10 protein-coding genes are annotated in these 14837 nt (G+C 66.5%); 9 read left to right on the top strand and 1 reads right to left on the bottom strand.

Annotated features, from left to right (window positions below; translation table 11 throughout):
• The first annotated feature begins 3 nt into the window (after positions 1-3).
• Genes wecB through ACQ4WS_RS22390 form a run of 9 tightly spaced genes read left to right on the top strand, consistent with a single transcriptional unit; the run spans position 4 to position 12794 of the window.
• Positions 4-1164: a non-hydrolyzing UDP-N-acetylglucosamine 2-epimerase gene (gene wecB, locus ACQ4WS_RS22430; RefSeq protein ID WP_436479221.1), complete on the top strand. Its 1161-nt coding sequence runs from the start codon at positions 4-6 to the stop codon at positions 1162-1164.
• On the top strand, positions 1161-2021 hold the full coding sequence (locus tag ACQ4WS_RS22425) for an XrtA system polysaccharide deacetylase (RefSeq protein ID WP_436479220.1): 861 nt from the start codon (positions 1161-1163) through the stop codon (positions 2019-2021). Before wecB ends, ACQ4WS_RS22425 begins: the two co-directional genes overlap by 4 nt.
• Positions 2021-3112, top strand: a complete 1092-nt coding sequence (locus tag ACQ4WS_RS22420) for a FemAB family XrtA/PEP-CTERM system-associated protein (RefSeq protein ID WP_436479244.1) — start codon at positions 2021-2023, stop codon at positions 3110-3112. Before ACQ4WS_RS22425 ends, ACQ4WS_RS22420 begins: the two co-directional genes overlap by 1 nt.
• A 15-nt stretch (positions 3113-3127) precedes the next feature.
• Positions 3128-4411 (top strand): TIGR03087 family PEP-CTERM/XrtA system glycosyltransferase, encoded by a 1284-nt coding sequence (locus tag ACQ4WS_RS22415; RefSeq protein WP_436479219.1) that lies wholly within the window; start codon positions 3128-3130, stop codon positions 4409-4411.
• Positions 4408-5982, top strand: coding sequence for an exosortase A (gene xrtA, locus ACQ4WS_RS22410; protein ID WP_436479218.1), 1575 nt, complete (start codon positions 4408-4410; stop codon positions 5980-5982). Before ACQ4WS_RS22415 ends, xrtA begins: the two co-directional genes overlap by 4 nt.
• Complete coding sequence (locus ACQ4WS_RS22405; RefSeq protein ID WP_436479217.1) at positions 5972-7174, top strand: TIGR03088 family PEP-CTERM/XrtA system glycosyltransferase; 1203 nt, start codon at positions 5972-5974, stop codon at positions 7172-7174. Before xrtA ends, ACQ4WS_RS22405 begins: the two co-directional genes overlap by 11 nt.
• Before the next feature lie 10 nt (positions 7175-7184).
• Positions 7185-9137 carry an XrtA/PEP-CTERM system amidotransferase gene (locus tag ACQ4WS_RS22400; RefSeq protein ID WP_436479216.1) on the top strand — a complete coding sequence of 651 codons (1953 nt, stop codon included), beginning with the start codon at positions 7185-7187 and terminating at the stop codon, positions 9135-9137.
• Between the two features lie 4 nt (positions 9138-9141).
• Positions 9142-10362 carry a TIGR04063 family PEP-CTERM/XrtA system glycosyltransferase gene (locus ACQ4WS_RS22395; RefSeq protein ID WP_436479215.1) on the top strand — a complete coding sequence of 407 codons (1221 nt, stop codon included), beginning with the start codon at positions 9142-9144 and terminating at the stop codon, positions 10360-10362.
• On the top strand, positions 10359-12794 hold the full coding sequence (locus tag ACQ4WS_RS22390) for a glycosyltransferase (RefSeq protein WP_436479214.1): 2436 nt from the start codon (positions 10359-10361) through the stop codon (positions 12792-12794). The genes ACQ4WS_RS22395 and ACQ4WS_RS22390 overlap by 4 nt, the downstream gene beginning before the upstream one ends.
• A 646-nt stretch (positions 12795-13440) precedes the next feature.
• On the opposite strand, the gene ACQ4WS_RS22385 is transcribed toward ACQ4WS_RS22390, so the two are convergent.
• Entirely contained in the window at positions 13441-14463 is a 1023-nt protein-coding gene (locus ACQ4WS_RS22385; RefSeq protein ID WP_436479213.1) for a hypothetical protein, read from the bottom strand.
• Between the last annotated feature and the right edge of the window lie 374 nt (positions 14464-14837).

The raw sequence follows: 14837 nt of genomic DNA, 5'->3' as shown, positions 1-14837 counted from the left end.
AGCATGTACTCTCCCTCTCTTGCGTCCGCCGCACCGGCGCACCTGTTGTGCGTGGTGGCCGCGCGCCCCAACCTGATGAAGATGGCGCCCATCCTGGCCGCCCTGGCCCGCCATGCACCTGGCGTGCGCGTGACCTTGCTGCATACCGGTCAACATTACGACACGGCCATGAACGGACAACTGTTTACGGACCTGGACATGCGCCCGCCCGATATCTGCCTCGACGTCGGTTCCGGCAACCACGCGCAGCAGACGGCCGAGATCATGCGCCGCTTCGACGCCGTGCTCGACGGGCAGCCCCCGCTGGCGCCCGATGGCGTGCTGGTGGTGGGCGACGTCAACTCCACCCTGGCCTGCGCGCTGGTGGCGGCCAAGCGCGGCACGCCAGTGATCCATGTCGAGGCGGGTCTGCGCAGCGGCGACCGGCGCATGCCCGAGGAAATTAACCGCGTGCTGACGGATCAATTATCAAGCCTGCTGCTGACCTGCGAGGAAGGCGCGCGCGCCAACCTGCTGCGCGAAGGCGTCGCCCCCGAACGCATCCACTTCACGGGCAACGTCATGATAGACAGCCTGCGGCAACAGCTGCCGCGCGCAGTCAAGCCTGCCACCACCCTGCGCGCCCACGGCCACGCCTGCCCGCCCGCGTATGGCTTGCTGACCTTGCACCGGCCGTCGAACGTCGATGACGCAGAACAACTGGCAGCGCTGCTGCAGGTGCTGGGGCAGTTGTCAGCACAGCTGCCGCTGCTGTTTCCCATCCATCCGCGCACCCTGGCCCGCTTGCGCCTGGCGGGCCTGGAGCCATTGCTGGCGCGGCATGCCATCGTCTGCCTGCCGCCGCTGGGCTACCTGGAAATGCTGGGACTGATGCAAGAGGCGCGCCTGGTGCTGACGGATTCGGGCGGCATCCAGGAAGAAAGTACGGCCCTGGGCGTGCCCTGCCTGACCCTGCGCGACAATACGGAGCGGCCCGTCACCGTCAGCGCTGGCACGAATACCCTGGCCGGCACGCAGCCGGCAACCATCCTGGCGCTGGCGCGGGGCATCCTGGACACGGGTGGCAAGCGGGGCCGGCTTCCGCCCCTGTGGGATGGCCACGCAGCCGAGCGCATCGCCGCCGTCATCGCGCCCTGGCTGGCGGCGCGCCGGGGCACGCCATGACGCCACCGCCTTCCTCTTTGATATTGCGCAATGCGCTGACCATCGACGTGGAAGACTATTTCCAGGTGTCCGCCTTTGCGCCGCACATCGCGCGCGCCGACTGGCCCCGCCTGGAATGCCGGGTCGAAGCGAATATCGAGCGCATCCTGCTGCTGCTGGACGCGCGGCGCATCCACGCCACCTTTTTTACCCTGGGCTGGATCGCCGAGCGTTATCCGGCCATGCTGCGCCGCGTGGCGGCCGCCGGACACGAAGTGGCCAGCCACGGCTATGCGCACCTGCGCGCCTGCGAGCAGTCGGCCGCGCAGTTTGCCGAGGATGTGCGCCACAGTAAGACCATCCTGGAGCAAATAACGGGACTGGCCGTGCATGGCTACCGGGCACCCAGCTTTTCCATCGGCGCGGCCAATCTGTGGGCCTTCGACGTGCTGCAGGAGGCCGGCTACCGCTACAGTTCCAGCATCTACCCGATCCGCCACGACCATTACGGCATGCCCGATGCTCCCCGCTTCGCCTGGCGTCCACGGGGGCCGCACGGCATGCTGGAACTGCCCGTCAGCACCGTGCGCTTGCGCGGGCGCAACCTGCCGGCCGGTGGCGGCGGTTACTTCAGATTGATGCCGTATGCACTGTCGCGCTGGCTTTTGCGACGCATCAATTCGCGCGACGGGCAAGCTGGCATATTCTATTTTCATCCCTGGGAACTCGATCCCGGCCAGCCACGCCCGCCCGGCCTCGATGCCAGGACGCGCTTTCGCCACTATTTGAACCTGGGGCGCATGGAGGCGCGGCTGGGACGCCTGACGCGCGATTTCTCCTGGGACCGCATGGACCGTATTTTTCTGGAAAGCACATGATGCACGAGGCCAGTCTTGCTCCCGACCCGGTACAGTCCCGCGCCGCCATCGCCGTACTGCCCCTGCAGCCGCACGAACATGCGCGCTGGGACGCCTTTGTCGACACGTGCCCGGAAGCGACCTTCTTTCACCGCGCCGGCTGGCACACCATCCTGCAGCAAGGTTTCAAGCACGACAGCTATTTCCTGTACGCGCAACAGGATGGGCGCATCGCCGGCGTGCTGCCGCTGGCCCATCTGCGCAGCCGCTTGTTCGGCTCCTCCCTCGTCTCGCTGCCCTTTTGCGTGTACGGCGGCATCGCCGGCGGCAGCGTGGCCGTGCGGCAGGCCCTCGACAGTGCCGCGCAGGCGCTGGCCCGGCGCCTCGGCGTGGGACACCTGGAATACCGCTGGCGCGAGGTGGAGGGAAATGTGTCGGAAAATGCGGACGCGTCCTGGCTGCAGAAACCCCTGTATGCGACCTTCCGCCGCCCCTTGCATCCCGATGCCGAACAGAATCTGCTGGCGATACCCCGCAAGCAGCGCGCCGTCGTGCGCAAGGCCATGGCGGGCGGGCTGCACAGCGCCATCGACCATGACCTCAACCGTTTCTACCCGATCTACGCGGCCAGCGTACACCGGCTGGGCACGCCCGTCTTCGCGCGCCGCCATTTTGCCCTGCTGCGCATGGTGTTTGGCAACGATTGCGAGATACTCACCGTGTACCACGGCCAGCAGGCGCAGGCCAGCGTGCTGCTGTTCTATTTCCGCGATGAAGTGTTGCCATATTATGCCGGCGGCAGCGTGCTGGCGCGCAGCACGGGCGCCAACGACTTCATGTACTGGGAAGCGATGCGCCGCGCCTGCGCGCGCGGCTACCGCCTGTTCGATTTCGGCCGCAGCAAGCTGGGGACAGGTGCCTGGGACTTCAAGAAGAACTGGGGTTTTACGCCGCAGCCGCTGCCGTATGCCTACCAGCTCGTGCGCGCCAAGGCCTTGCCGGACGTCAATCCCCTGAATCCGCAATTTGCGCTGTTCATCCGCGCCTGGCGCCGCCTGCCGCTACCGCTGGCCAACCTGCTGGGGCCGCACATCGTGCGGCAGCTGGGCTAAGCGACGGGAGCCGCCATGCGTGAACTTTTATTCCTCGCCCACCGGCTGCCGTATCCGCCCAACAAGGGCGACAAGATACGCTCGTGGCACATGCTGCAATACCTGAGCCGGCATTTCCGCGTGCACCTGGGCTGCTTCATCGACGATGACGACGACTGGCAGCACGCGAAAAGCGTGGCCGCCCTGTGCGCCAGCACGCGCTTCATCGGCTTGCGGCGCGGCACGGCCCGCTGGCGCGCCATGCAGGCGCTGCTGTCGCGCCAAGCCATGAGCGTGCAGTACTACCGCGATGCACGGCTGCTGCAATGGGTCGACGGCTTGCTGTCGGGCGACAAGGTGCGCCACGCGCTGGCCTTTTCAGGTCCCATGGCGCAATACATCGACGGCAGCGCGGGCCGCGCCCTGCACCGCGTGATCGATTTCGTCGATGTCGATTCCGACAAATGGCGCCAGTACGGCGACAGCAAACCCTGGCCCATGTCGCAGCTGTACCGGCGCGAAGCGCAGCTGCTGCTGCAGTACGAGCGCCATATCGCCCAGCAGTTTACGGCCGCCAGCTTCGTCTCGCCGGCCGAAGCGGCCCTGTTCCGCCAGTGCGCACCGATGGCGCGGCGCAAGACAGGTTACTTCAATAACGGCGTCGACACGGCGTATTTCACGCCCATGCCGGCCCAGCCCGGCGTGTATCGGCCCGGCGTGCAGGCGCTGGTGTTTACGGGCGCCATGGATTACTGGCCAAACATCGACGCCGTGCAATGGTTCGTGCGCCGCGTCTGGCCCGCCCTGCGGCGCCAGTTTCCCCAGTTGCAGTTCTATATCGTCGGCAGCGCGCCCGTGCCCGCCGTGATGGCGCTGGCCAGGGTGGCCGGCGTGGTGGTGACAGGCAAGGTGACCGATATCCGGCCTTACCTGGCCGGCGCGGCCTTGGCCGTGGCGCCCCTGCGCATCGCCCGCGGCGTGCAGAACAAGGTGCTGGAAGCGATGGCGATGGGCAAGATCGTGCTGGCCACGCCGCAAGCGCTGGAAGGCATCGCCGCCCAGCCGGGCCTGGAATTGCTGCTGGCGCGCGACGACGCCGAATTCATCCACCATGCCGCGCGCGTGCTGCGCAATGCCGAGCGCGGCACGGCCATGGGCGCGGCGGCGCGCCAACTGGTCCTGCAGGATTACGACTGGGAACGCAATCTGCGCGGCCTGGGCGCCATGCTGGGCCTGCCGGCCGCGGCCGAAACCGGTGCGGCTACGCCTGCCAGCGGCGCCGCCGCGCCTGTGCTGCCCGTGCGGGAGATATCCACATGAGTCTGCAACTCGAGCAGGTGGCCCGCTTGCCGGATGCGGCCGTCTGGCCGCACGGCCAGGGCCAGCAGCAAGCCTTGATGCTCCTGCTGCTGGCCCTGACCGCCGTCGTGCTGCTGTACCACGCCACTTTCTGGTCGATGCTGGAATTGTGGTCGCGCTCGCAAACCTTCGCGCACGGTTTCTTGATCGTGCCCATCAGTTGCTGGCTGGCCTGGCGCCAGCGTGCTCGCCTGGCCGCGCTGGCGCCCCAGCCGTCACGGCAGGGTTTGCTGATGCTGGGCGCGCTGGGCCTGGCCTGGTTGCTGGCCGACGCCGCCAACGTGCCCGTGGTGGAACAATATGCGGCCACGGCCATGCTGCCCGCCTGCGTGCTGGCCATCCTCGGCTGGCCGGCCGTGCGCCTGCTGGCCTTTCCGCTGGCTTACCTGTTTCTCGCCGTGCCGTTTGGCGAAGTCTTCCTCGATCCCCTGATCGATTTCACGGCCGCCTTTACCGTTACCGCGCTGCAATGGACGGGCGTGCCCGTGTTTCGCGATGGCAGCCATTTTTCGCTGCCCAGCGGGAACTGGTCGGTGGTGGAGGCCTGCAGCGGCTTGCGCTACCTGATCGCCGCGCTGGCCTTAGGCGCCCTGTTCGCCCACGTCAACTTCCACAGCACGCGGCGGCGCCTGGCCGTCATGGCCGCCGCGCTGCTCGTGCCCATCCTCGCCAATGGCGTGCGCGCCTACCTGATCGTGATGCTGGGCCACCTGAGCAATATGCGCCTGGCCGTGGGCGTCGATCACCTGATCTATGGCTGGCTGTTCTTTGGCCTGGTGGCGCTGCTGCTGTTCTGGCTGGCCGCGCGCTGGCGCGAGTTGCCGCTGGTGCGCGCCGTGCCGCCTGCTCAGCCCGTGCGCCAGATCGCCGGCGCGGCCAGCCCGCGCGCCGCCGTGCGCGCCAGCGTCGCCTGCCTGCTGCTGGCGGCCCTGTGGCCGGCACTGGCACTGGCCAGCCACCGCGACGACAGCGCCACCTTGCCCGCCATTGTGCTGGCCTTGCCCGATCCGCCCGCCTGGCGCCGCCTGCCCGCAGCGCCGATATGGCAGGCGCCGTCTGCGGGCGCGCCCGCCCGGTTTGCCGCCACGTATGCGGGGCTGGACGGCAACGGCGCGCCGGTGGGGCTGCAACTGCACTGGTATGCGCGCCAGGCGCGCGATGCCGAACTGCTGACGCATCTATCCGCGCCATATGGCGCGCGCTGGACGCCCTTGGCGCAGCGCATGCAGCATGTCAACCTGGACGGCGGCAGCCTGGGCGTGCGCGAAAGCGTGCTGGCCTACGGCGGCGAGCGCCTGCTGGTGTGGCGCGTGTACCGCCAGGGCGGCATCGTCACGGCCAGACCCGTGCTGGTGAAACTGCTGCTGGCGCAAGCCAAGCTGCTGGGCAGGCGACAGGATGGCGCCGACATCATCGTCTTTGCCGCCTACGACGAGCTGGCGCCGCCACCGCGCGCGCACCTGCAAGCGTTCTTGCAGGCGGCACTGCCCGTCATCGAACAACGCTTGCAGGAGTTGCCGCATGGCCCTTGACCTCGATGCCGGCGGCATGGAAGCGGCCAGCACCGCTCCCCTGATCGTGCACGTGATCCACCAGCTCGACGTGGGCGGGCTGGAAAACGGCCTGGTCAACCTGATCAACCATTTGCCGCCGGAACGCTACCGGCACGCCATCGTCTGCCTGAAGAATGCCACCGCGTTTCGCCAGCGCCTGACCACACCCGGCGTCGCTGTCATCAGCCTGGGCAAGCGCGAAGGCAAGGACTGGCGCCACTATCTGCGCCTGTACCGCGTGCTGAAACAGTTGCGCCCGGCACTCGTGCACACGCGCAACCTGGGTTGCCTCGAAGCGCAGCTGCTGGCCTGTCTGGCCGGCGTGCGCCTGCGCGTGCATGGCGAACACGGGCGCGACATGAGCGACTTGCACGGCACCCGCTGCACATACCGGCTGCTGCGCAAATGCATGCTGCCGCTGGTGCAGCACTTCATCGCCGTCAGCGCCGACCTGGGGCAATGGCTGGTGGACGCCATCGGCGTCGCGCCCACGCAGGTGTCGCACATCGGCAATGGCGTCGACAGCGTGCAATTCCATCCGCGCCTGGGACCGCCGGCCGCCGTGGGACCGCCCGGCTTCCTGTGCAACGGCGCCTTCGTCATCGGCAGCGTGGGCCGCATGGCAACAGTCAAGGATCACGCCTCGCTGGTGCGCGCCTTCCTGCTGTTGCTGGCGCAGCCGGGCGCCCGCGCGCGCCTGCGCCTGATCATCGTGGGCGACGGGCCGTGCCGCCAAGCTTGCCTGGACTTGCTGCAGCAGGCCGGCGTGGCCCATCTTGCCTGGCTGCCCGGCGCGCGTGACGACGTGGCGCAACTGCTGCGCGCCATGGACCTGTTCGTGCTGCCGTCGCTGGCCGAAGGCAGCTCGAACACCATCCTCGAAGCGATGGCGACGGGGCTGCCCATCGTCGCCACCCAAGTGGGCGGCAATGCGGAACTGGTGCAGTCGGGCTGGAGCGGCACCCTGGTGCCGCCAGGATCGCCCGAGATGCTGGCCGACGCCATGCTCGACTACTACAGCATGCCCGAACTGGGACCGCGCCATGGCGCACGCGGGCGGCGCCAGGTGCTGGCCGAGCACAGCCTGCCCGCCATGGCCGGCGCCTACCTGGCCGTGTACGACCGCCTGACGGGCGCGCGCCAGCCCGCTCCCCTGTCCATCACTCCCTGAAAGGCCTCCCATGTGCGGCATCAGCGGCATCTTTGATTTGCAGGGCCAGCGCGACATCGACGTGCTGCTGCTGGCGCGCATGAACCACAGCCTGCGCCACCGGGGCCCCGACGAAGGGGGCTTGCACCGCGAGCCGGGACTGGGCCTGGCGCACCGGCGATTGTCCGTGATCGACCTGGCCAGCGGCCAGCAGCCGCTGTTCAACGCCGACCGCAGCATCGCCATCGTCTTCAATGGCGAAATCTATAACTATCGCAGCCTGATGGCCGAACTGCGCCAGTTCGGCCACGCGTTTCGCACCAGCAGCGACACGGAAGTCATCGTCCACGCCTGGGAACAATGGGGCGAACAATGCGTGCAGCGCCTGCGCGGCATGTTCGCCTTCGCCCTGTGGGACCGCCGGCGTCATCTGCTGTTCCTGGCGCGCGACCGCCTGGGCGTCAAACCCCTGTATTACGGCGAGGCGCAGGACGGCACCCTGCTGTTCGGCTCCGAACTGAAAGCCCTGCTCGCCCATCCGGCCATGCCGCGCGCGCTCGACCCGCTGGCCGTGGAAGAGTATTTCGCCTACGGCTACGTGCCCGAGCCGCGCAGCATCTTCCAGCACGCGCGCAAGCTGCCGCCCGGGCATACCCTCTCCATCCGCGCGGGGCAGCCGCTGCCCGCGCCGCAACCGTACTGGGACATTCCGTTCACGCCGAACCCGCCCGCCAGCGAGGCGCAGGCGGCCGACGAATTGCTGGCGCGCCTGCGCGAAGCGGTGCGCATCCGCATGGTGGCCGAAGTGCCGCTCGGCGCCTTCCTGTCGGGCGGCGTCGATTCGGGCGCCGTGGTGGCGCTGATGGCCGGCGCCAGCGCCACGCCCGTCAACACCTGCTCCATCTCGTTCGGCAACCCGGCCTGGAACGAAGCGCGCTACGCCGACCTGGTGGCGCGCCGCTACGCCACGGCGCACCACGCGCGCCAGGTGGAACAGGACGACTTCGAGCTGATCGACCTGCTGGCCAATTTGTACGACGAACCGTTCGCCGACAGTTCCGCCATGCCCACCTACCGCGTCTGCCAGCTGGCGCGCCAGCGGGTCACGGTGGCCCTCTCGGGCGACGGCGGCGATGAAAGCCTGGCCGGCTACCGCCGCTACCGCCTGCACACGCGCGAAGAAAAAGTGCGCAAGGCGATGGACCCGCTGCTGCCGGCCGGCTTGCGCCAGTCGCTGTTCGGCACCCTGGGGCGGCTGTACCCGAAGGCCGACTGGGCCCCGCGCTTCCTGCGCGCCAAGACCACCTTCGAGGGCCTTGCGCGCGATACGACGGATGCGTATTTTCACGGCGTCAGCCTGCTGGGCGACGCCATGCGCGCGCGCCTGTTCAGCCCCGAGCTGCGGCGCAGCCTGCACGGCTACCGCGCCGTGGAAGTGCTGCGCCGCCACGCGCTGGCCAGCCCCGCGCAAGATCCGCTGTCGCAGGTGCAGTACCTGGACTTGAAAACCTACCTGCCCGGCGACATCCTCACGAAAGTCGACCGGGCCAGCATGGCGCATGCGCTGGAAGTGCGCTCGCCCCTGCTCGACCATGAACTGGTGGCGTGGATGTCCGGCCTGCCGCCGCAGTTCAAGCTACGGCGCGGTGTAGGCAAGTACCTGCTGAAAAAAGCCCTGCGCCCGCTGCTGCCCGAGACCCTGCTGTACCGCCAGAAAATGGGCTTTTCGGTGCCGCTGGCCGACTGGCTGCGCGGCCCGCTGCGCCAGCGCCTGCAACATCGGCTGCTGGGCCCCACCCTGGCGCAATGCGGCCTGTTCGACATGGATTACGTGCGCCTGCTGCTCGATCAGCACGCGAGCGGGCGGCGCGACTACAGCGCGCCGCTGTGGGCGCTGCTGATGTTCGAAGCCTTTTTGCGCCAGGTGCTGCCAGTCGACAGCCGCCAGGCGCCGGCGCCCACACCGGCCATGGCAGTGGAGTAAAACCATGCGCATCCTGCACATCCTCGACCATTCGCTGCCCCTGCACAGCGGCTACACCTTCCGCACCCTGGCCATCCTGCGGCAGCAGCGGATGCTGGGCTGGCACACGACGCAGCTCACCAGTGCCAAGCAGGGACCGTCGGACAGCGCGCAGCAGCTGGTCGACGGCTGGCATTTCTACCGCACGGCGCCCGATGCACGCTGGTGGGCGCGCCTGCCCGTGCTGCGGCAACTGGCTGTCATCATCGGCCTGGCCGTGCGCCTGCGCCGGTTGGCGCAGCGGATCAAGCCGGACATCCTGCATGCGCATTCGCCCGCCCTGAACGCCATCGCCGCCCTCAACGCAGGCCGCGCGCTGGGCATTCCCGTCGTGTATGAAGTGCGGGCCTTCTGGGAAGACGCGGCCGCCGACCATGGCAGCAGCCGGCCCGGCGGCCTGCGCTACTGCCTCACGCGGGCGCTGGAAAACTACGCGCTGCACCGCGCCGACGCCGTCACCACCATCTGCGACGGCTTGCGGCGCGAACTGTGCGCGCGCGGCGTGCCCGCGCATAAAATCACCGTCATCCCGAACGCCGTCGATGCGGGCGCCTTGCATGCCTCTCATGATCCGGCATTGGCCCGCACGCTGGGTCTGGATGGTCATCCGGTGATCGGCTTCATCGGCTCGTTTTATGCCTACGAGGGGCTGGCCCTGCTGCTGCGCGCCATGCCGCGCATGCTGGCGGCGCAGCCGGCACTGCGGCTGCTGCTGGCCGGCGGCGGGCCGCAGGAAGCGGCGCTGCGCGCGCTGGCGGCGCAATTAGGCATAGAGCACGCCGTGGTCTTCGCGGGCAGAGTGCCGCATGCGCAGGTGGCCGCCTATTATCAGCTGGTCGACATTTGCGTGTATCCGCGCCTGCCGATGCGCCTGACGGAGCTGGTGACGCCCTTGAAGCCGCTCGAAGCGATGGCCCAGGGCCGCCTCGTGGCGGCGTCCGACGTGGGCGGCCACCGCGAACTGGTCGACCATGGCAAGACGGGCATGCTGTTTCGCGCCGGCGACGCCGAGGCGCTGGCGCAGGCGATATTGAACCTGCTGCTGGCGCCCGCCAGCTGGCCGGCGCTGCGGCGTCAGGCGCGCACTTTCGTCGAAACGGAGCGCAGCTGGAGCGCCAGCGTGGGCCGCTATGCGCCCGTGTATGCGCGCGTGGCGGCAGCGGGAACGGCGGGAGCGAAGCCATGATCTTTACGGGCTTGCGCATCGCGCTGGTTGGCCCGCTGCCACCGCCGGCCGGCGGCATGGCGAATCAAACGCAGCAACTGGCGCGCAAGCTGCGCGAGGATGGCGCGCAAGTGCAGCTGCTGGCCGTCAACGGGCCGCATCTGCCACCGTGGCTGGCGCGCATCCGCTACCTGCGCGCCGCGCTGCGCCTGCCCGTGCACCTGTGGCGGCTGTGGCGCACGGCCAATACTGTCGACCTGTTCCACATCATGGCCAATTCCGGCTGGTCCTGGCATTTGCAGGCAGCGCCCGCGCTGTGGATCGCCAGCCTGAAAGGCAAACCGGCCCTGCTCAATTACCGGGGCGGCGAAGCGGCCGCCTTTTTGGCCCGCTCGCCGCGCCTGGTGGCGTTCAGCCTGCGCCGCGCCAGCGCCATCGTCGTGCCCTCGGCCTACCTGGCCGGCGTCTTCGAGCAAGTTGGCCATACGGCCCACATCGTGCCGAACGTGGTGGACTTGCAGCGTTTTACAAGGGCTGCGCCGCGTGCGACTAGCGATGCTGGCCCGTGCATCCTCGTGGCGCGCCACCTGGAAAGCCTGTACGACAACGCCAGCGCCGTGCGCGCGTTTGCCCTCGTGCGCGCGGTTTTTCCCGCGGCGCGCCTGGTGCTGGCCGGCGGCGGGCCGCAGCGCGCGGCGCTGGCACGCCTGGCCAGGTCGCTCGGCGTGGACGCTGCCGTGCGCTTCGCCGGCCCTGTCGACAACGCCGCCATGCCCGCGCTGTACCAGGCCAGCGACATCGTCCTCAACCCCAGCCTGGCCGACAACATGCCCAATTCCGTGCTCGAAGCGCTGGCCTGCGGCGTGCCGGTCGTCAGCACCAACGTGGGCGGCATCCCCGCCCTGCTGCAAGACGGCGCGACGGCGCTGCTGGTGCCGCCCGGCGAGCCGGCCGCCATGGCGCAGGCCATCCTGGCGCTGCTGCGCGACCCGCCGCGCGCGCGGCAGCTGGCAGATGCGGGCCTGGCGCACGCCGCCACTTTCGGCTGGCCCGGCATCGCACCCCGGCTGGCCGCGCATTACCGCCGCATCCGCGCCGCGCCGCGCCCCGGCGCCTACACGCGCTGCGTGGCCCGCTGGCTGTTTCCCCTGCATGAATGGCTCAAGGGCCACCACAGCGCGCGCCTGCTGCGCCGGCTGGAACGTTCGCAATGGTGGAGCGCCGAGCAGCTGCAGCAGTGGCAGCTGGCGCGCCTGCGCCATCTGCTGCGCCATGCGCGCGACCACGTGCCGTATTACCGCGCCCTGTTCGCCCGCAGCGGCTTCGATCCCGGCCAAGTCAGGCAACTGAGCGATCTGTCTCGCCTGCCGCTGCTGCGCAAGCGCGATATCGCCAGCGCGCGCGACAGTTTCAAGTCGGCCCGCGCCGTGGGATTGCGCCCGTTCGCCACGGGCGGCTCCAGCGGCGAGCCGCTGCAGTTCTTCCTCGGACGACGGCGCGTCAGCCACGACATCGCCGCCAAGTGGCGCGCCACGCGCTGGTGGGGCGTCGATATCGGCGACCGCGAAGCCGTGTTGTGGGGTTCGCCCATCGAGCTGCAGGCGCAAGACCGCGTGCGCCGCCTGCGCGATGCGCTGCTGCGCAGCGCCTTGCTGCCCGCGTTTGCCATGTCGCCCGCGCGCCTCGATGGCTATGTCCAGCAGTTGCGCCGCCGGCGTCCGCGCATGCTGTTCGGCTACCCGTCGGCCCTGTGCCGCATCGCCAGCCACGCCAGCGCGCACAACCTGCCGCTCGACGGCATGGGCGTGAAAGTGGCGTTCGTCACGGCCGAACGCCTGTACGACGAGCAGCGCGCGCAGATCGCCGCCGCCTTCGGCTGCCCCGTCGCCAACGGCTACGGCGGGCGCGACGCAGGCTTCATCGCCCACGAATGCCCGGAAGGCGGCATGCACATCACGGCCGAAGACATCATCGTGGAAATCGTCAATGGCAATGGCCAGCCGCTGCCGCCAGGGGCCACGGGCGACATCGTCGTCACCCACCTGGCTACGCAAGACTACCCATTCATCCGCTACGCCACGGGCGACGTGGGCGCGCTGGGCACGCAACCGTGTTCCTGCGGACGCGGTTTGCCCCTGCTGCAAAAAATCGAAGGCCGCAGCACGGATTTCCTTACCGCCATGGACGGCAGCGTCATGCACGGCCTGGCCCTCGTCTACATCGTGCGCGAACTGCCGCAAGTGCGCAGTTTTAAAATCATCCAGGAATCCCTGCTGCGCACGCGCGTGCTGCTGGTCTGCCTGCCGCGCCTGGACGAGCCCACCCGCACTGCCATCGTCACCGGCTTCCAGGCCAGGCTGGGCGCGCAGGTCGACATCGCCATCGAGGAAGTCGACGAGATCGCGGCGGAGGCGTCGGGGAAGTACCGGTATGTGGTGAGCGAGGTGACCTAGCAAAACGGCCTACAGCGATATCATATATTTATTACTCACCAAGCGGTCATGCAGGTCCAGTTCTACGGCCCACACCTCCAGCTCCGAATTCAAGCGGTTCTCGAACCACAGCCGCTCGACGCAAGGCGCCACACATGGGGTGGTGGGATAGTGTTTGGGGGAGCCTCCCGGACGCTCCACATGGGTCGGCGCGCCAAAACGGGCAAGCACCGCTTGCCGCGTATCGCCAGTCTGGATTTGATAGAGCGCCTCCTTGTGGCTGTTGGAGAACACTCAGCATGCGGCGACATAGCAGGCCGGGCTGAGGATAAGCAGGCACAGCAGTATTTTTTAGGCGATATCTTGATTGGCATACCGTATTGTCGAGGCCATTATCCGGCGCGGCAAGCCGGCCAGAACGATGCTGGACAGAGTCAGCAAGAGGCAGGTCGGCCACGCCGGCGCGATCTGGGCGTTAATACCAGCCCATCGCGCCATCTGTCACCGGAGTGTCGCGGCAGATATCGGCAGCGAAGGATGAGATCGTGTCTGAAAGGCGGACCTGACCCTAGCACCTATGACCCTAGCACCTATGTGGTTAGCGCTGTGGCCTAGCAAGACGGCCTGCAGCGACACCAGATCATAAGGATTTTACTTGATGAACTACTTAAAATGGCGATTCCGGTTGACCATACAATGCCTCATTGAGCATGCGATCATACTTGCCATCTTCGTACTGTTTCTGAATCAGTGGCCAATCTTCAGTTTCCTTGGTCACTTTATCTCTCAGGCACGCATAGTCATCTGGATACCAGCTAACTTGATGTATTTTCTTCATAATCACTGCAGGCATTGCCTTACATACCTGCAATGCTTCAATGTCTTCGTTCGGCAACTCATAGCCTGCATAGGAAATCAAGCGATGCGCCTGATCGCAAAATGCAATGAGAAGTTTAATCTGTTCGCGGCAGCGCCAGTAGTTCCACCGCTCGAAACTCCATACTTCATATGTCGTAAAACTTACTCCGTCGTCCGTTGAGCGATAGAGGCGAACAGCTACGCCGATTGGTTCAGGATCAGCTTTGCCGCTATCATTGTCGGCACGAGCATTGGCGAAATTGGCGTATTCCCGTCGTAGAAACATGACATGGGGCCGATATCCCAATTCCGCATATTTCAGCAGTTTTTTCGCTGCAGCATAGACATTCTTGTACCAGCGTACATCGACTCCAAGCTCTATAACCGAATTGCGTGCGCCACTTATCCATTCTGGGCGCACAAAGAAAGTTTCCGCTAAATGGCGAATCGCTTTTTGATCGAGTAAATCAAGTATACGGGCTGGGTTGTCCAGCGTGGACAGCGTGAAACCCTGCTGCTTCATAACACTCACGATGCCTGGAAGGTCAAGCTCGTGACTCTGAAACAAATAGAAAAATCGTTCACGAATAGTGCGTAGCGCTCCGGATGTATTGTCTACCGTCATTTCAGCCACGCCATCCAGAATCATTGAGATCACGCTTTGCACCGACGTGTTGAGAGCGAGCGATTGGCAGTCGAGAAAATGCCTGGTCGCCGGTTTTAGGCGAATGGAGGTTGGCGCCGACGTGCCGGGATCAGGGGACGTGGAACGTGCGGCCTCTGAGCCTTTCAACACGAGACGCTGCAACAGTGATTCAAGCGAAATCTTCATGACAACAACCTATGTAATCAATTTGACTACATTATTGTCGTCACATTCAGCAATGTCAAGCGGCAGGCAGAAATTTCACTTGAATAGGAGCGGCGGCCTACTTACCGAACAAGGTAAAGATAGGGAATCTCATGACATTCATGTAAGTTTAGTTAGCCTGATAAATGCTGGGCAACAATATTCTTGCAACGACGGCATGCACCTGCGTCCTGCCAATTTGGTCCATTTATTTCCGCCGTGCCGCAGCACTCCCCTAAGGAGCCACTGATTTATTCATCAAACACCGTTCCCTGCGGCGGACCTACCTGAGACAATAACGGCATCCTGACTGTTCGCCATCAATCATGCAAAAGAGCTTTTCCGACCTTGAATAC

Source organism: Janthinobacterium leeuwenhoeki, assembly GCF_051380795.1.
Taxonomy (GTDB): Bacteria; Pseudomonadota; Gammaproteobacteria; order Burkholderiales; family Burkholderiaceae_D; genus Janthinobacterium.
This window is presented reverse-complemented; position numbering and strand designations above follow the sequence as displayed.

What these genes read in the sequence shown, in the direction of transcription:
- wecB (WP_436479221.1), top strand. Translation starts at nt 4, where the DNA reads ATGTACTCTCCCTCTCTTGCGTCCGCCGCACCGGCGCACCTGTTGTGC.
- ACQ4WS_RS22425 (WP_436479220.1), top strand. Translation starts at nt 1,161, where the DNA reads ATGACGCCACCGCCTTCCTCTTTGATATTGCGCAATGCGCTGACCATC.
- ACQ4WS_RS22420 (WP_436479244.1), top strand. Translation starts at nt 2,021, where the DNA reads ATGCACGAGGCCAGTCTTGCTCCCGACCCGGTACAGTCCCGCGCCGCC.
- ACQ4WS_RS22415 (WP_436479219.1), top strand. Translation starts at nt 3,128, where the DNA reads ATGCGTGAACTTTTATTCCTCGCCCACCGGCTGCCGTATCCGCCCAAC.
- xrtA (WP_436479218.1), top strand. Translation starts at nt 4,408, where the DNA reads ATGAGTCTGCAACTCGAGCAGGTGGCCCGCTTGCCGGATGCGGCCGTC.
- ACQ4WS_RS22405 (WP_436479217.1), top strand. Translation starts at nt 5,972, where the DNA reads ATGGCCCTTGACCTCGATGCCGGCGGCATGGAAGCGGCCAGCACCGCT.
- ACQ4WS_RS22400 (WP_436479216.1), top strand. Translation starts at nt 7,185, where the DNA reads ATGTGCGGCATCAGCGGCATCTTTGATTTGCAGGGCCAGCGCGACATC.
- ACQ4WS_RS22395 (WP_436479215.1), top strand. Translation starts at nt 9,142, where the DNA reads ATGCGCATCCTGCACATCCTCGACCATTCGCTGCCCCTGCACAGCGGC.
- ACQ4WS_RS22390 (WP_436479214.1), top strand. Translation starts at nt 10,359, where the DNA reads ATGATCTTTACGGGCTTGCGCATCGCGCTGGTTGGCCCGCTGCCACCG.
- ACQ4WS_RS22385 (WP_436479213.1), bottom strand. Translation starts at nt 14,463, where the DNA reads ATGAAGATTTCGCTTGAATCACTGTTGCAGCGTCTCGTGTTGAAAGGC.